We start from the raw sequence: 15,908 nt of genomic DNA on the forward strand, positions 1-15,908 counted from the left end.
GAATAGCTGTTAAAAAGGAATAAGAAAAAGCATGGGATTGGTGCGATTTAATCTTGCGCTCGTTTGCAACGAACGCTTAATGTGGCTTGGCGATTGCATCGCCTTTGCGTTATAAACGCAAACCCAGGTTACGCACTCGTTACAAACGAGCGCGAGCTGAAAAAAGCGAACATTTGTAACCTTCTAAGGTTTTTATCCCCCCATCTGCAACCGCTCATTCTTCAACTTCTTCTGCACATCCTGTTTATAATTACGGCCGATAGGTAACTCATGCCCGGCTACATCCATGCTGTAGGCATAGAAAGAATCTATTTTGTTCAACGAAACTATAAACGACCGGTGGATCCGTACAAACCTGCTCTCGGGCAGCATTTCTTCAAGCAGGCTGATCTTTTGCCGGGTAATGTGCACATGGTTATTTACAGCTACTACCTTAACATAGTCGCGCAGGCTTTCTATCCATAAAATATCATTGATGTTAACCTTGATGGTTTTACGGTCTACTTTTAAATAGATGAAGGTATGCGTATCACTTACAGGTTCTTCATGGGCAATCATAGGTTTGCCTTTGTGCTCGTTAAGCTGATAGATCTTATCAACAGCCCGCAAAAAGCGCTCAAAAGAAATTGGCTTTAACAGGTAGTCAACCGCATTGAGCTCAAAACCATCAAGGGCGTATTCGCTGTAGGCGGTGGTGAAAATTACTTTAGGCGGGTTCTTGAGGCTTTTCAGCAGGTCGGTACCTTTTATTCCCGGCATCTGAATATCCAGGAACATCAAATCGATAGGTTTTTGTTGCAAGAGGCGAAATGCTTCAATACCATCATTGCAGGTAGTGGTGACCTCCATCTCGCTGAAGCGCGCAAGATAGTTTTTCAATACCTCAATGGCATGCGGCTCATCGTCTACTATAAGTGTGCGGATTTTCATGCGGTGACCATTTGTTGTACAGCAGCGTGTTTTATGATTTTCAGGTCGAGGTCAAGCGCCACAAAAAAAGTATCTTCTTCGTTCACGATCTTCAGCCGTGAGGTATGAGGATACAGCAGGTTGAGCCTTTTGGTCACGTTCTTTAGCCCGATATGTCCCGGCGTATGGGCTTCTTCAACAGAGCGTTCGGGTTTGCCGTTGGCTACTTTTAACTTGAAGTGGTTTAGTGTAACACTAATATCAATATTGATCCAGGTAGCGCCCACCTGCTCGCTGGTGCCATGTTTAAAGGCATTTTCGATAAAAGGTAAAATGAGCAGCGGGGCTATAGTTTTATCTTTCAAATTACCGGTAATGGTAAAGTTAATGTCGATGCGGTCTTCATAGCGAAGTTTTTCGAGCTTTACATATTGCTGCATCATAAATACTTCCTTCTCCAAAAGCACTTCGTTATCTGAGCATTCATAAAGCATATAGCGCAGCAGGTCCGACAGGCCAATAATAGCCTGCGGCGATTTTGGCGAGTTGTTGAGGCTTAATGAATAAAGGTTATTAAGGGTATTAAATAAAAAATGCGGATGTACCTGGGCTTTCAACGCGTTGAGTTCGGCTTCTAATGCTGCCTGCTTGCGCTCATACCACATTTTAAAAAGTTTAATAGCAAGTACAAACCCAGTAAACAGGTTAGTCCCTTTAAATGAATTTACCAGGCTTTGCCCATCTGTTAACTGCTCAAAAAACGGACTTTGGGTGGAGGCAATATAACCGGCATCTGTTACGTGCATCACCCTGATCAGGTAGGGCGCAACAAAAAGGATTCCGATGGTACGGCTGATAAACATACATGCAAAAACAAGCGGTACCAGCATCATGAAAAACATCACATATCGCTTTTCAAAAACGTATTTGGGCACCAGCCAGTAGGCAATGGCATAGTAATACGCAATTTGTATGGGCATGTACAAAAGGTTATTGCGTAAGGATACCCAAAAATTGGTCTGGAACGAATAAAGCGTCGTGATAAAAAACGATACAAATACCCAAAATATCACGTGCTGCCAAAAGCGCGGCAGCTTTATATTATTGAGCAGGAGATCGAAACCGGTATTCATATAGCTAATTTACTGTAAAACAGTTTAATTGGGCGGCTTTTAGGATAAAAGTGCGACAAACTGCAATCATTTGATGACGAACTACCTGGAGTAAGGCTGCTTCGGTGCATTTTTCAGGTCGGATCTTTATTTGTCGTATTAAAATGCGGTTAATCGTAACTGGCGGGTTGTGTGCCTACGCTATTTTCATGCCATTTTATGGGTCCTTAATTTTAGTTTATATTAAAAATAACACCATGAAAAAGTTAATTATCACAGTTTGTATCCTGGCATTTGCAGCAGCTGCGGTGCAGGCTCAAAATAAAATAACAAACGTACGCGGTTTTTGGGTAGTTGAACACAATATTAATTTGCCCCGCGTGCAAACCATTAAGTTTTATAACGATAACAATAAGCTGATATACGAAGAAACAGTTTATAGTAAGCTCAACATTAAAAAGAAAAAGACCCGCCTGGCGCTTGACCAGGTCCTTGACAGGTTGAACGAGCGCACCGCCTATGTTGAAAGTAAAAACCTGGTAATGCTGAGCCTTGATTTAAGGCATTAAGACCTTTTTTAAATATACGTTTAAAAAACCGGTAGCCAGCGCGAGGTATGGCTCCGGTTTATTTTTTGAATCCTTTTTTCTTAAATCTAACCGTCTTGTGTCTTCAGTTCCCCGTCAGCAGGTAAGCTTCGGGCGAAACCGGGCAGAACAATGCCGGCCTGTGCTGCTGTAGGGGCATAGCAAGTTTTTGCAGAAACGGGGACAACGAGCGAGCGAAGCAGGGCAAAATAATTGCAGCCCGTGGTTATGCCCGGTTTGCAGGGCAAAGGCCTTGAGCGCAAAGAAGCCTATCTGCTGACTTGATTTTTGGTTCTTTTTATCAAGAAAAAGAACAAAGCCAACCCGCGGCGAATGAGCGGGCCGATATCAGTTAACTACAACTAAATATCTTGCTTGCCTTGTAAGCCTAATCGTAGGATTAATACTCCAAATACTTCTCTACCCTTACCGCTACCAAATCTCCCTCGGCATACTTTCCGGTTTCCTCGCTCAAAACCCGTAGGGTAATATCTTCATGCCTAATGATCAGATCCTCATAAAAACCTTTAAACAACACCTGCTTAACAACCCAGCTTTTGGTTGCCGCTATCAATTTAATTTTGATTTGCTCAGGATAAACAACCGCATATTCTTTGGTTATGTCAATGCCGCAAAAACGGGCTTCATGAGCGGTTAGTACGTTGCAATTGGTGAGCAATTGGGCCGTATAAAGAGATTTGGGATGTTTGTATAGAGCCTTGGGATTGCCATGCTCAACAATTTCTCCTTTGTTTATAACAATGAGCTCATCTGCCATCGATAGTACTTCGGCCGGGTCATGGGATACCATGATCACAGTTAATCCAATTTCTTTAACTATCTGCCTGATATCATGCTGTAAACCTTCTCTGAATGAAGTGTCAACCTGGTTAAAAGGCTCATCGAGCAGTAGTACCTGAGGATGGGTAATGATGGCCCTTGCAATGGCTACGCGTTGCTTTTCGCCGCCGCTCAGGTCGGCCACCCGCTTATCGGCCATGGCAAACATGTTGAGCTGTTTAAGCACCCTTTCAGTTTTCTCCTGTTTGGCTTTGAGATCTGTTGCCGGCAGCATAGCAGCCACGTTATCCCAAACTTTGGCAAACAGGTTAAGATCATCGGTATGCTGGGTTACCATTTTCATGGCATCATGACCGGGGATCAGCTTTTCTTCAGGGCCCCAAATGCGTTCACCTTTAAAGTAAACGGTGCCTTCATCGGGTGAGAGCAATCCATATAACAAGCGTAGTAAAGTGCTTTTACCGCTGCCACTTTCGCCAATAATGGCGGTGATTTTGCCCGGCTCAATAATGAGCCCGGTTTTTTTTACACCGGCCTGCTGTTTTCCCGGGTATATTTTACTTATGGCAACTGCCTGCAAAAAAGGAATCTCTGACATCAGGGGCAAAGATAAACCGTTGATGGTTATGATTACGTTGATTACGTTGATTTCTTTTCTGGGATTACATTGATTGCTTTTATGATTACACCTATTTTATTGATTACACCGATCGTTTTCGAGATGGGAGCTTGCTGAAGATTATCAAATCATTTTAATCATTCACAACCAAAAATAATCAGCGAAATCAACGCAATCACCTTAAATCAGCGGTCAGAAGCCAAAAGTCAATCCAAACGAGAAGTTTCTCAAGCCTTTTTGATCCGGGCTGTTTTCAAACATATCGTTGAAGTAATACTTGGCATAAAGACCCATGATGCCGTATCCCATGCGTACAAACACGCCTTTGCGCAGTTTGGCAAAATGATAGTCGTCGTTAAATTTTTGCTTGCCATTTTCCTCACTGATTTGTTTTACGCGGCCGTTAAGCAAGATGCCAATCTCCGGACCGGCAACTAACCTGAAATAATTCCCCCGGTCATCTTCATGGCTGCGGTAATAGAACGATAGCGGTATGCGAAGGTAGGTTGATGAAAAACGGTTTTTGCTGAAGTGGATACTGTCCTGAACGTAGGTGAGCACCGGCGCGTTACGCTGTATGGTGATATCATTACGTAAGCGGATATGGGTCCAGTCGAAACCGCCGGATACATAGATTTTGAAAGCACTGTTAAAGCGATAACCAAATTGCAGTACGTCAAAGCCAAAGTTGCTTGTTTTCCACTGGCGGTAGCTTAAAAATTTGTTTTTGTCGGATAAAGTAAAGCTCCCGTTGTCAATCAGCGTAGCAAAACCAAGGTCGATCCTCGAAAAGGTTACCCCGAATGAAAAGCCCGGCGCTTTGTGTGCGTGATAGGTGGTATCAGGCTCATCATTATTAATGTTAACCTGGGTTACGTCATCGCCAAAGCCAAGTTTTACTTTAACATGCTTTTTATGTGTAGTGGTATCGGTGGTGTTTTGTGCAGAATCGGCAGGTGTGCTTTGAGCAAAACCAAAGCTTGCGGCAAGGCATATTGTGATGGTAAAAATAAGGCGTTTCATATGTTGTGGTATGTCTATAGTTCGCTAAGATATTATTTGTCTTTCTCTTTTTTTACTTTAATAAAGCCCAGGTTCAGGCCTGTAATAGTGGCATCGTCTTCATCGGTATTACTGAATTCAATTACTTTGTCTTTACGTTTATCAACAGCGGCTATCACAACGTTAAAAACATCGCCAAGGCTGCGGATGCGGTGCCTTTTTACAGATTTTGCTGTAGCAGGAACGGCATGCGGCGGTACCTGGGCTATCAATATCGGCTGTGTGTTGTCGCTGGCAATGATGGTTGATTTCGGGCTGATCCTGGCTGCTGTATCCGGGGCTGCGGCGTTAACAACAGGATAATCTGCGGCAGGGGCATTTGCTAATAATGGTTCATCTGTATGGGCGGTTACAGGTGAGGGGATAGGATTTACCGGCTGTGATACAGATGGTGTCAAATTGCTTTTTATTTTGGTTTTATTAAGTTGCGCTATAGTATTAACAGGTGCTATAACCGGATTTGCGGGTACTTTGTTTTGCGCCGGGGTTGGAGGTACCACAGGCTCAACTGTAACTGCAACGGATTGTTTTACCGGTTGATGGGTTTTAACTATTTCTGTTGGATGGTCATTATGTTTAACTCTTTGTTTAGGGATAAACAGGATACCTGCGGTGATCACTAATATAACACCTGCTGCTGCGCTTAGCAAAGGCAATAATATTCCTTTACGCCTGCCGGCGTTTAATTCGGCGTTGATGCCCTGCCATACATGGGCCGACGGTTGTATTTCCAGGTCATCAAGCTTTTGTTGAAACAGCCTGTCCAGTTCCTTATCCTGCATATCCATAACTTTTGCCCTCTATTTTAGCAATTTGTTCTTTCAATATTGTACGAGCCCTTGACAGCTGTGATTTAGAGGCACCCTCGGTAATGCCTACAATCTCCGCTATCTCTTTGTGCGAATAGCCTTCCAGCGCGTAAAGGTTAAATACTATCCGGTATCCTGGTGCCAGCTGCTGTATCATGCCCATCAGCACCTTTGCATCCAGGTTGGCCGCTGCTATTGGATTAACCGATGGCTCATGCCCTGCCTCGTCAATATCAATTATCTGCATCATTTTATGATGTTTGCGATAGTATTCAATTGAACTGTGAACCATGATGCGCCTAACCCAGCCCTCAAATGAACCATCGCCCCGGTAATCATCCATTTTGTGGAAAACCCTTATAAAGCCATTCTGCAACATATCTTCGGCCTCCATGCGGTCGGTGGCATAGCGCATACACACCCCCAGCATTTTTGAGGCAAACTGTTTGTAAAGCAGTTCCTGCGCCTTCCGCTCGCCGGCCCGGCAGCGGTCTATCAGTTGGTGAATGGTATATTTAGGTTCCAAAAACATCATTTATAAGTAAGATGGAAGAGTGATGCAAATGGTTGCATGGTGATGGAAATATTTTGGTAATTAGTTTTAACGCAAGAATGAGGTATAAAGAGAATGTAAGAATAGATATTTTATTTGATGGTTTTTGTGTATATTTATTAAAATTTATGTGTATGAGAACGAATGTAGATATTAATGATGAGCTAATCGCTAAAGCTCAGAAATTGGGTAATATAAAAACAAAGAAAGCAGTAATTGAAGAAGCTTTGAAGTTATATGTTACAATTGAAAATCAAAAGAAGCTTGCTGAATTATGGGGGAAGGTTGAACTCGATGATAAGGCTTTTGAATAATGGATATTATTTTGGTAGATACATCCGTATGGGTCAATTTTTTCAAAGGAATTGAAACAGATTCAAGTAAATTTTTAAGGAATAATTTGGCAAATATGGTAGTGGCAACTTGTCCTACAATAATGCAAGAGATTTTACAAGGTGTAGTCTCAGAAGCCGAAGTAAAGAAGATTAAATCTTATTTTGATAGTATGACTAAACTAAAAGGAGATCCTTATGTAGCCGCTACTGAAGCCGCAAGCTTATACCGTGATTTAAGAAAAAGAGGCATTACTGTACGTAAACCAAACGATTGTCTCATTGCTGTTTACGCTATAAAAAATAAAGTAATCCTTTTAAATGACGATAGGGATTTTTATTTCATCGCAGCACATTCATCTTTAAAAGTAATGAACTTCACTTAAGAGTTACTTCTTCTCCCTATATCTTTTATAAATCTTAACCGCTATCATCAGTATTACAGCCAACGATACCAGGCCAACAACACCAAAGATCCAATTCAAAGCGCTCTTAAGCACCACAAGGAAAACAATGGCGAACAGAAAAATGGTAGCAACTTCATTCCACAAGCGGAGCTGAATGGATGTCCATTTGAATACGCCGTTACGCATCTGTTTTATTTTATTTTGGCAGATGAAATGATAGATCACTAAAGCCACAACAAAGGTCAGTTTGATATGCATCCATCCAAATTGAAGCCAAATTGGCTTGAGGATAAGCATCGTTGTGCCAGCTGCTATAGTAAGGTACATTGAGGGGATAGTTATGATATTCCATAACTTGCGTTCAATGATTTCGAATTGTTTAGACAATATAGTACGATCCGGCTCGGGCTTATCCTGGGCTTCGGTATGATAAATAAATAAACGTACGCTATAAAATAACCCCGCCATCCAGCAGACCACAAAAATGATATGTATAGCTTTTATGTAATCGTACATGTCAATTAATACATGTCATTGCGAGGAACGAAGCAATCGCGAACTTTACAGAGCGACTTGCATAGTTCGGGATTGCCACGTTATCGCTCGCAATGACATGTTGGCTTTATTCTTAATTTCTGTATTCTTTTATCACTTCTACCGCGTACTTCACGTTGTCAAACGGGATATCAGGCATAATGCCGTGACCCAGGTTAAAAATGAAGCCGTTTTCGCCTTTCATTCGGTCGAACAGGCGGTAGATGCGTTCTTTAATTACTTTTTTATCGGCATAAAGGATATGCGGATCAAGGTTACCCTGTACCGCAATACCTGCCGGTAAACGTTTTTTGATATCTAACAGATCGACATTCCAATCGATAGAAATTACATCTGGCTTAGCCTCTGCCATTAGCGGTGCAAAAACCGAGCTGCCTTTACAGAAAGAAATCACCGGGATATCTTTACGGTTTAGTTTGCTGATGATCTCCGCAATATAACGGTGACTAAATTCTTTATAATCATCCCATGCCAAAGCTTGCGCCCAACTGTCAAAGATCTGTACAGCATTTACGCCCGCAGCAATCTGCATGTTCAGATAATCTGCTGTGACAGTGGCAATTTTTGATAACAGTTGATGGGCCATTTCGGGCTCATTGTGCAGCATCAGTTTGGTGCGTTTAAAATCTTTTGAAGATCCGCCTTCAACAAGGTAGCTCATTACGGTAAATGGCGCACCGGCAAAACCGATAAGCGGAATACGGCCGCCAAGGCGCTGTTGAATCACCTTAATAGCATCTGCAACATATTGCAGCTTATCAATAACATCAGTTTGCAGGTTATCGATATCGGCTTGTGTACGTACAGGGTTGGCAAACAGCGGACCAACACCTGCGTTGAAACTTAGGTCGCCGCCCATGGCTTCACCCGTTACCAGGATATCTGAAAACAAAATCGCACCGTCAATTCCTAACAGATCAACCGGTAGCATGGTAACATCGGCGGCTATCTCCGGTGTTTTGCACATTTCAAGGAACGAGTATTTGTTTTTAATGTCCCAATACTCTTTCATAAAGCGGCCTGCCTGCCTCATCATCCAAACTGGTGGGCGTTCTGTTTGCTCCGAAAATGCCGCTTTTATTAATAACGAATCTCTCATATTTTATGTTAGAAGCAAGAAATCAAGAGTCAAGATGCAAGAAACCAAGAGTCAAGATGCAAGAAAAAAAGAATCAAGAAGAGAACCGTTCTCTTTTTTTCTTATCTTCTCGCCTGATAGCTCTTTTCGTTTTGCCTCCTTACTCTTTCCTCTTTCCTCCCGTCTCTTTATCTTATTTCTTGTATCTCGACTCTTATAGTCTTGATTCTTGTTCCTTACTGTCTTGATTCTTTCTGAAGCTCCTGCTGAAGGCGGCTTATCACTTCCCTCATTTTGGCTGTTACTTTTTCTTTATACTGCTCGGTTAACTGCAGGTAAGCTTTCGCTTTTTCAAAATTACCACGCCTGATGCTGATATTGGCTACACTAACCAAAGCGGCTACGTGGTCATTAACCGAACGCAAAGGGTATTGTGCCGCTATTTCATAGTGCATTTCTGCCCCTTCAAAATCCTGCCTTTGCAGGCATAAACCGCCGTATATAAACTCATAATACCCCCTGCGGTTTTTGCTGAGCCATTCGGGTTTCATGATCTCGTTTAATGAAGCCGCGGTTTTATCATAATCCTTTACATGAAAATGTTTGGATGCTACAACCAACGTACCCTGTCTGAAATAATCCCAGATAAGTAGGATAATCATCATAGCTGCAACTGCCGCAAGCTCATAAATATGAAAATATACCAATATACCTAACGACAGCAGAAATATAAACGCAATAAATATACGTGTCCTGTTACTGAACATTAATGCTGGTTATCGGTAAATTTATACCCAACGCCACGAATGGAATGGAAATAAACCGGGTTTTTAGGATCTGGTTCAAAGTACTTACGGAAGGTTAGGATAAAATTGTCGATAGTACGGGTTGACGGATAAACGTCATAATTCCAAACGGTTTCCAGGATCTGCTCGCGCGATACGGCGTCATTACGACGCTCAATCAACAATTTAAGCAGCATGGTTTCCTTTTTGGTAAGGGCGGTAATGGAGCCATCTTCGTTAACCAGCTCAAATGAGTTAAAATGGATGGTTTTATCACCTATTTTATAGCTGTTAAACTCTTTCAGGTCTTCACCTTTCAGGCTGCGTTTCACCAGGTTGTTCACCCTTAAAATAAGCTCCTCGAGGTTAAACGGTTTGGTAAGATAATCATCAGCGCCTTTTTTTAAGCCCGAGATCTTGTCCTCATTGGTGTTTTTAGCCGTAAGGAACATGATAGGTACTTCTGTATTTTCAAGCCTGATGGTTTCGGCAACAACAAAGCCGTCAATTTCGGGCATCATTACGTCCAATATCACCAGGTTAAAGCGTTCCTCTTTAAATAGCTGTAAAGCTTTTTTGCCGTTTTTGGCCGGAGAAACCTTGTAACCTTCCAGCTCAAGGTTAAGCTTAATTGCTTCTAACAAATGCTCTTCGTCTTCGGCCAATAAAATTCTTTTTTTGTTTGGCATATTCATGTCTTAAATTTAGGTTAGTCCAAATGTAACTTCAAAAATACTACCAGCAGGGCGGTTATCTTTAACCCTGATGCTGGCCTGGTGTTTATCCAACACCTCCTTAACAATATAAAGACCCAGTCCGGTGCCTTTGGTGTTACGGGTTTCTTCACTGCCTACGCGGTAAAAACGGTCAAAAATGCGGGTTTTCTCCTCGTCGGCTATGCCGATACCATGATCAGATACCTGCAAGTAAACTTTATCATCTTTCGAAAACAGCTTTACCCCAACGGATGAGCAGGGGCTCGAATATTTTACAGCGTTTTCTATCAAATTGGTTACTACTGATGTAAGGGCAAATTTATCGCCCACAATCTCCACCTTAGGCTCAATCTCGGCCTCTATGATCTGCTGGTTGCAATCGCATTTGGAGATCTGCAGGCGGTTAACAATGCTATCAACCAAAACCGAAAGGTTAAAGCTGGCCTTAGGGAAACTGTATGAGCGGTTTTCGATCTTAGATGCAAGCAGCATATTCTCAACCATGTCATCCAAACGCTCAACATCGTTCAATGATTTTTCAATAAAATCAAGCAGTTGTTCTTTGGTTAGATGGCGTTTCTGGATAGTTTGCAGCAGGATTTTAATAGATGCCAGCGGTGACTTCAGCTCATGCGTAACCGAAAGCAGGAAGTTCTTTTTCTGCTCCTGTAACCTCCGTTCTTTATTGAAAGAACGGTGCAGGTTAATGGCGCCAATTAAAAATACGGCCACAAACATGGCCCCTTCGCCCAGGATCATACCGGTACGGCGCGGTTGCAGCGTAACCAGCATATAGCCCCACCATACCAGTTCGGCAACGGCGTAGGTGATGAGCGCGTAAAAAATAACAAATGACTTTTTCATATCAACCTCCTCTAAATCTCCTCCAAAGGAGGAGACTTCAAGACTTTATTTTTTTTAGTCCTCCCCTTTGGGGAGGGTTGGGTGGGGTTATTTACCGTTAAATACTAAATCCAAACTATCAAATATAGCACGTTTTGTTTTCTCCAGGTCTGTTTTGGTATGGGCTGATGATATAAAGCCAACCTCATACCCCGACGGGCCTAAATAAATGCCCCTGTTCAACAATTCGCGGTGGAACTTTTTGAATTTTTCCATGCTTGATACATCAATATCTTCGGCTTTACGAATATACTCTTTATCTGTAAAAGCAAACCAAAATATGGAGCCAATGCCAAACACCTTAAACTTGTAATTGCGGGCGGTAGCAAAACGCTGAATGGCTTCTACGAACTCTTCTGTTTTATTGTTAAGGTCGCGGTAAAAGCCTGTGCGCAGCAGTTCACTTAATTGGGCAATACCGGCACCCATGGCAACCGGGTTGCCTGATAAGGTACCCGCCTGGTAAACCGAACCCTCTGGCGAGATATTGCTCATAATAGCTGCCGACGAACCATAAGCGCCAACCGGCATACCGCCACCGATAATTTTACCGTAAGTGATGATATCTGGTTTGATTTGGTAATAACCGGCAGCGCCTTCAAAGCCAACGCGGAAACCGGAGATCACCTCATCAAATATCAGCATGGTGCCGTTTTGCGTACAGATGTCGCGCAGGTATTGCAGGTATTCTTTTTCCTGCAACAGCAAACCGTTATTTGCCGGCACCGGCTCAATGATTACAGCGGCAATCTGGCCTTTAAATTCTTCAAAAGCTTTAGCTAATGCTTCTTTATCATTAAGTGCTACAACGATAGTTTCGTCGGCAACAGATTTAGGTACACCGGCTGATGAAGTTTCGCCGAAGGTAACCAGGCCCGAACCGGCTTTCACCAGTAAAGCATCGGCATGGCCATGATAGCAGCCTTCAAATTTCAGGATCTTATCGCGTTTGGTATATCCCCTGGCCAACCTGATTGCCGACATTACAGCCTCAGTACCAGAGCTTACAAAACGGATCTTTTCAATAAACTTATTGTTTTTCAGGATCAGCTCGGCTAGCTCATTCTCTAATGCGGTAGGGGCGCCGAAGCTCATGCCGTTTTGCATTACCTCGATAACTTTTTCCCTTACTTTTGCATTGTTGTGGCCAAGGATCAGTGGCCCCCATGAGCAGCAGTAATCGATAAATTCGTTACCGTCGGCATCCCAGATATGACTCCCATCACCTTTTTGAATAAACAGCGGCGTGCCATAAACAGATTTGAAAGCCCTTACCGGTGAGTTAACCCCACCCGGGAAATACGTTTGCGCCTTAGCATACAACTCGGCCGATTTTTCACGACTGATATCGGGCTTGCCCGTAGTATTTACCGGTTCATCCTCTGCAGAAAACATCTTTTTTATTGAATCGAACATTGTTATGAGCTTAAAGCTGAAAGCCAAAGGCTTAAAGCTGTTTTATCAAATTATTGAAGGCCTGAGCCTTTTACTTGGCATCTACCCAAGTCGTAATTATAATTGATGTCATGCTGAACTTGTTTCAGCACCACATCCGCTAAGCAATCATGCTAAGCAAATCGAAATAAATTCGGCATGACGGCGGTGATACTGCTTGGCTTCTAACCTTTCGCCTTTAACCTTTTTCCTTTCGCCTCTACCTACAACCACTTATTCTCCAAAACCTCTTTGGCATGGTAGGTTAAAATAGCAGTTGCACCGGCACGGCGGATACTGGTAAGTACCTCGGTAATGGCACGCTGCTCGTTTAGCCAGCCGCGTTGTATAGCAGCTTTGATCATGGCATATTCGCCGCTTACGTTGTAGGCTGCAACAGGCAATTCGGTATTATCTTTTATCAGTTTAATAACGTCAAGGTAGGGTAGGGCCGGTTTTACCATTAAAAAGTCAGCACCTTCCAGTTCATCCAGTTCAGCCTCTATCAAAGCTTCGCGTTGATTGGCCGGGTTCATCTGGTAGGTTTTTTTATCACCAAACTTTGGTGCCGAATTCAAGGCATCTCTGAACGGGCCATAAAAAGCGCTGGCGTATTTAGCCGAGTACGACATGATAGACACATTGGTAAAACCATTATCGTCCAATACATTGCGGATGTAACCCACGCGACCGTCCATCATATCCGAAGGGGCAATGATATCGGCGCCTGACTGTGCATGAGCCAAAGCCATTTTGCCTAAAATGTCAAGCGTTTCGTCGTTCAGGATCTCGCCGTTTTCCACAATGCCGTCGTGGCCGTCGCTACTGTATGGATCCATAGCAACGTCGGTAATTACACAGGCTTCAGGGAAGTTTTTCTTTACCTCGCGGATAGCACGCAGATACAAACTCTTGTCGCGGTAGCTTTCCGTAGCAAATTTGTCCTTCAACTCCTCGGCAATATTAGGGAACAGGTCGAAAGAGTTTAAGCCCAGTTTAAGGCAGCTTTCAATTTCGCGCAGCAGGTTATCGATAGAATAGCGGAAAATGCCCGGCATTGATGCCACTTCGCTTTTCTGGTTTACGCCATCAATAATAAACAGCGGGAAAATCAGGTTAGCAGCGCTAACATGCGTTTCCTGCACCATCTGGCGGATCACTTCATTTTTGCGGTTCCTTCTTGGTCGTTGTAACATAACTTTGGTCCATAGACCATGGTCGATAGTCCATGGTCAAAATAATATGCTTTTAAAGTCTATGGACTATCGACCATCGACCATGGACTTCAATTAAAGTCCAAACACTGCCTCTGCCAGCCCAACTTCGTCGGGCGAGTAGGGGAGCGTGTATTTTACACCCATTTCGTCAAATTTTTTGCCGGTTGATTTGCCTATGGCCACTACCTTTTGGTAAGGGTCGAGCAAATTATCGGCAAAGTAGGCTTCCACGTTCGATGGACTGGTAAACACCATCACATCTGCACCGCTGGCTTCCACATCTTCTTCCAGTACGGTTTCATATACGGGCAGGTCGATGATCTTGGTATCGGCAGATAAGCCTTGCTGAATACTCCTCATCGGGCTTTCGGCTCCGGGGAATAGCACAATCTTACCGTTAGCCAGCTTGGCAAATTCTTCAGCTACTTCGGCAGTATCGGTACCTTCGCCAACATAGTCGGTAAAGTGACCTTTGCGGCGCAGCATTTCTTCGCTGCCGCTGCCCATTACCCCAAATTTTACCTTTTTAGGGAATTGTGGGTTTAACTGGAAAAAGTATTCAACAGCGTTTTTGCTGGAGAAGAATACCCAGTCAATATTTTTTAATATGTATGAGTCAAAGCGGGTGATTACCGGCACCGTACGGATGAGCGAACGGTCTTCTATTGCAATGCCATGTTTTTCAAGCGCTTTGCGGAAATAGCTTTGTTCGCCAAGCTCGCGCGAAATGAATACACTTGATGGATGCTTACGTTCTTTTGCAAATTTGGCTACTACCTTCTCAGCCAAACCTTCGGTAGTTGGCGCTTCTAAAAACAACCTGTCCGGAAATTCATCGCCTTCGTTGGCTTTAGAAGTAAACACCTGGAAAAGACCATCTTCTTTGCGGCAGTAACAGCCTAAAGGCAAGTGGCAACCACCGCCAAATAATTTCAATACGGTACGTTCAACAGCCAGCTCTTCGGCTACATCAGTATGGTGTAATGCCTGTAGTGCATTAAACAGCTCATGATCGGTTTCACGGATCTGGATAGCCAAAGCGCCTTGAGCAGGAGCCGGGATCAGTTCAACCGGGGTGATCTCTTCTACATGAAACTCGCTCAGGTCGAGGCCTAAACGGGTAACGCCGGCTTTAGCCAGCATAATGGCATCATATTTTTCATCGCGCAGCTTACCAATACGGGTGGGCACGTTACCGCGAAGTTCTTCAATTTCAAGATCGGGGCGGTGGGCCAGCAATTGCGCTTTGCGGCGGTTTGACGAAGTGCCCACAATAGCACCGTATTTAACAGACAATTTTTGATGCACATCGACACAATCTTTCAGGATCAACAACAGTTCAGCCGGGTCTTCCCGTTCTGAAACTGCAGCGATGATGAGTCCCGGAGGATTTTCAGTAGGCAGGTCCTTATGTGAGTGGACCGCGATATCAATAGTGCCGGCTATTAACTCTTCTTCTAATTCTTTGGTAAAAAAGCCTTTACCCTCCAACTTGTCAAAGCTGAGGTTCAGGATGCGGTCGCCCTGGGTTTTAATGATCTTTAACTCGGCGGTGATATTAATGGCAGCAAGGCTGTCTTTAACGAAATTGGCCTGCCATAAAGCCAATTCACTGCCACGGGTTCCTATAATCAGTTTTCTGTCCAAAAGAATGAATGTTTGCGGCTGCAAATTTAATTTTTTATGCCGATGATAAGGTACAACAACTTAATGAATTATTGTTAATTGCAACAAAATGACTGTAATGTGTGGGTTTTGATGGCTGAACAAATTTGCCTTGCATATCTCATACTTAGCATATTTACCACAAGGCACAGCCTTGCGGCCGCGGATGTAACTTTGTAACAAAGCGGGTGTCCCAATTTTTTGATTCCCCAAAAAAAAATGAAAAAAGTCCGCCGTCTATTTTCTTTAAAAATAGCCATGTTCCATTTTTTAAGAGTGAAACGATGAAACGGGTTAATGGCATTATTGATTGATAGTCAGTAGTTTAGGTTTTTATATAGAACATTGATAACTTGCTGATAAT

At 43.2% G+C, this 15,908-nt stretch carries 17 protein-coding genes; 3 read left to right on the forward strand and 14 right to left on the reverse strand.

From position 1 onward, the window contains the following. Positions 1 to 192 precede the first annotated feature (192 nt). Together BLS28_RS09950 and BLS28_RS09955 are read right to left on the reverse strand one after the other, a co-directional pair. Positions 193 to 930 carry a LytR/AlgR family response regulator transcription factor gene (locus BLS28_RS09950; protein ID WP_091165509.1) on the reverse strand — a complete coding sequence of 246 codons (738 nt, stop codon included), beginning with the start codon at positions 928 to 930 and terminating at the stop codon, positions 193 to 195. Then, complete coding sequence (locus BLS28_RS09955; protein ID WP_091165512.1) at positions 927 to 2,042, reverse strand: sensor histidine kinase; 1,116 nt, start codon at positions 2,040 to 2,042, stop codon at positions 927 to 929. Before BLS28_RS09955 ends, BLS28_RS09950 begins: the two co-directional genes overlap by 4 nt. A gap of 236 nt (positions 2,043 to 2,278) precedes the next feature. Between BLS28_RS09955 and BLS28_RS09960 the strand changes: the two genes are divergently transcribed. Further along, entirely contained in the window at positions 2,279 to 2,590 is a 312-nt protein-coding gene (locus BLS28_RS09960) for a hypothetical protein (protein ID WP_139159988.1), read from the forward strand. A gap of 418 nt (positions 2,591 to 3,008) precedes the next feature. Here the strand turns inward: BLS28_RS09960 and BLS28_RS09970 are convergent, their stop codons facing one another. The 4 genes from BLS28_RS09970 to BLS28_RS09985 all read right to left on the reverse strand — a co-directional run bounded on the left by BLS28_RS09970 (position 3,009) and on the right by BLS28_RS09985 (position 6,431). Continuing rightward, the gene (locus BLS28_RS09970) at positions 3,009 to 4,007 is read right to left on the reverse strand and encodes an ABC transporter ATP-binding protein (protein ID WP_091165520.1); all 999 of its coding nucleotides are present in this window, start codon (positions 4,005 to 4,007) and stop codon (positions 3,009 to 3,011) included. A gap of 213 nt (positions 4,008 to 4,220) precedes the next feature. Continuing rightward, the gene (locus BLS28_RS09975) at positions 4,221 to 5,051 is read right to left on the reverse strand and encodes an outer membrane beta-barrel protein (RefSeq protein WP_091165522.1); all 831 of its coding nucleotides are present in this window, start codon (positions 5,049 to 5,051) and stop codon (positions 4,221 to 4,223) included. Between the two features lie 32 nt (positions 5,052 to 5,083). Beyond that, positions 5,084 to 5,878 (reverse strand): hypothetical protein, encoded by a 795-nt coding sequence (locus BLS28_RS09980; protein WP_091165525.1) that lies wholly within the window; start codon positions 5,876 to 5,878, stop codon positions 5,084 to 5,086. After that, positions 5,862 to 6,431: an RNA polymerase sigma factor gene (locus BLS28_RS09985; RefSeq protein ID WP_091166936.1), complete on the reverse strand. Its 570-nt coding sequence runs from the start codon at positions 6,429 to 6,431 to the stop codon at positions 5,862 to 5,864. The genes BLS28_RS09980 and BLS28_RS09985 overlap by 17 nt, the downstream gene beginning before the upstream one ends. 155 nt (positions 6,432 to 6,586) lie before the next feature. Between BLS28_RS09985 and BLS28_RS09990 the strand changes: the two genes are divergently transcribed. Together BLS28_RS09990 and vapC are read left to right on the forward strand one after the other, a co-directional pair. Beyond that, complete coding sequence (locus BLS28_RS09990) at positions 6,587 to 6,766, forward strand: type II toxin-antitoxin system VapB family antitoxin (RefSeq protein WP_091166939.1); 180 nt, start codon at positions 6,587 to 6,589, stop codon at positions 6,764 to 6,766. Beyond that, the gene (gene vapC / locus BLS28_RS09995) at positions 6,766 to 7,170 is read left to right on the forward strand and encodes a type II toxin-antitoxin system VapC family toxin (protein WP_091165528.1); all 405 of its coding nucleotides are present in this window, start codon (positions 6,766 to 6,768) and stop codon (positions 7,168 to 7,170) included. Before BLS28_RS09990 ends, vapC begins: the two co-directional genes overlap by 1 nt. Before the next feature lie 3 nt (positions 7,171 to 7,173). On the opposite strand, the gene hemJ is transcribed toward vapC, so the two are convergent. From hemJ to hemC, 8 genes are all read right to left on the reverse strand, one after another. Continuing rightward, positions 7,174 to 7,707 carry a protoporphyrinogen oxidase HemJ gene (gene hemJ / locus BLS28_RS10000; RefSeq protein WP_091165531.1) on the reverse strand — a complete coding sequence of 178 codons (534 nt, stop codon included), beginning with the start codon at positions 7,705 to 7,707 and terminating at the stop codon, positions 7,174 to 7,176. A 112-nt stretch (positions 7,708 to 7,819) separates the two neighbouring features. Continuing rightward, entirely contained in the window at positions 7,820 to 8,845 is a 1,026-nt protein-coding gene (gene hemE / locus BLS28_RS10005) for a uroporphyrinogen decarboxylase (RefSeq protein ID WP_091165534.1), read from the reverse strand. 215 nt (positions 8,846 to 9,060) lie between these two features. Further along, complete coding sequence (locus BLS28_RS10010) at positions 9,061 to 9,591, reverse strand: hypothetical protein (protein ID WP_091165537.1); 531 nt, start codon at positions 9,589 to 9,591, stop codon at positions 9,061 to 9,063. After that, positions 9,591 to 10,298, reverse strand: coding sequence for a response regulator transcription factor (locus BLS28_RS10015; RefSeq protein WP_091166941.1), 708 nt, complete (start codon positions 10,296 to 10,298; stop codon positions 9,591 to 9,593). Before BLS28_RS10015 ends, BLS28_RS10010 begins: the two co-directional genes overlap by 1 nt. A gap of 15 nt (positions 10,299 to 10,313) precedes the next feature. Beyond that, on the reverse strand, positions 10,314 to 11,189 hold the full coding sequence (locus BLS28_RS10020; protein WP_090529091.1) for a sensor histidine kinase: 876 nt from the start codon (positions 11,187 to 11,189) through the stop codon (positions 10,314 to 10,316). 87 nt (positions 11,190 to 11,276) lie between these two features. After that, a complete protein-coding gene (hemL, locus tag BLS28_RS10025) occupies positions 11,277 to 12,644 on the reverse strand; it encodes a glutamate-1-semialdehyde 2,1-aminomutase (protein ID WP_091165543.1) in 1,368 nt (455 codons plus the stop codon). Between the two features lie 242 nt (positions 12,645 to 12,886). Continuing rightward, positions 12,887 to 13,858, reverse strand: a complete 972-nt coding sequence (gene hemB / locus BLS28_RS10030; protein WP_091165545.1) for a porphobilinogen synthase — start codon at positions 13,856 to 13,858, stop codon at positions 12,887 to 12,889. Between the two features lie 93 nt (positions 13,859 to 13,951). Then, complete coding sequence (hemC, locus tag BLS28_RS10035) at positions 13,952 to 15,526, reverse strand: hydroxymethylbilane synthase (RefSeq protein ID WP_091165548.1); 1,575 nt, start codon at positions 15,524 to 15,526, stop codon at positions 13,952 to 13,954. Positions 15,527 to 15,908: the final 382 nt, after the last annotated feature.

The sequence above is a fragment of the Mucilaginibacter gossypii genome, from assembly GCF_900100945.1.
In the GTDB taxonomy this organism is placed as follows: Bacteria; Bacteroidota; Bacteroidia; order Sphingobacteriales; family Sphingobacteriaceae; genus Mucilaginibacter; species Mucilaginibacter gossypii.

Excerpts from the sequence above, each read along its gene's own strand:
- BLS28_RS09950 (WP_091165509.1), bottom strand. The coding sequence starts at position 930 with ATGAAAATCCGCACACTTATAGTAGACGATGAGCCGCATGCCATTGAG.
- BLS28_RS09955 (WP_091165512.1), bottom strand. The coding sequence starts at position 2,042 with ATGAATACCGGTTTCGATCTCCTGCTCAATAATATAAAGCTGCCGCGC.
- BLS28_RS09960 (WP_139159988.1), top strand. The coding sequence starts at position 2,279 with ATGAAAAAGTTAATTATCACAGTTTGTATCCTGGCATTTGCAGCAGCT.
- BLS28_RS09970 (WP_091165520.1), bottom strand. The coding sequence starts at position 4,007 with ATGTCAGAGATTCCTTTTTTGCAGGCAGTTGCCATAAGTAAAATATAC.
- BLS28_RS09975 (WP_091165522.1), bottom strand. The coding sequence starts at position 5,051 with ATGAAACGCCTTATTTTTACCATCACAATATGCCTTGCCGCAAGCTTT.
- BLS28_RS09980 (WP_091165525.1), bottom strand. The coding sequence starts at position 5,878 with ATGGATATGCAGGATAAGGAACTGGACAGGCTGTTTCAACAAAAGCTT.
- BLS28_RS09985 (WP_091166936.1), bottom strand. The coding sequence starts at position 6,431 with ATGTTTTTGGAACCTAAATATACCATTCACCAACTGATAGACCGCTGC.
- BLS28_RS09990 (WP_091166939.1), top strand. The coding sequence starts at position 6,587 with ATGAGAACGAATGTAGATATTAATGATGAGCTAATCGCTAAAGCTCAG.
- vapC (WP_091165528.1), top strand. The coding sequence starts at position 6,766 with ATGGATATTATTTTGGTAGATACATCCGTATGGGTCAATTTTTTCAAA.
- hemJ (WP_091165531.1), bottom strand. The coding sequence starts at position 7,707 with ATGTACGATTACATAAAAGCTATACATATCATTTTTGTGGTCTGCTGG.
- hemE (WP_091165534.1), bottom strand. The coding sequence starts at position 8,845 with ATGAGAGATTCGTTATTAATAAAAGCGGCATTTTCGGAGCAAACAGAA.
- BLS28_RS10010 (WP_091165537.1), bottom strand. The coding sequence starts at position 9,591 with ATGTTCAGTAACAGGACACGTATATTTATTGCGTTTATATTTCTGCTG.
- BLS28_RS10015 (WP_091166941.1), bottom strand. The coding sequence starts at position 10,298 with ATGCCAAACAAAAAAAGAATTTTATTGGCCGAAGACGAAGAGCATTTG.
- BLS28_RS10020 (WP_090529091.1), bottom strand. The coding sequence starts at position 11,189 with ATGAAAAAGTCATTTGTTATTTTTTACGCGCTCATCACCTACGCCGTT.
- hemL (WP_091165543.1), bottom strand. The coding sequence starts at position 12,644 with ATGTTCGATTCAATAAAAAAGATGTTTTCTGCAGAGGATGAACCGGTA.
- hemB (WP_091165545.1), bottom strand. The coding sequence starts at position 13,858 with ATGTTACAACGACCAAGAAGGAACCGCAAAAATGAAGTGATCCGCCAG.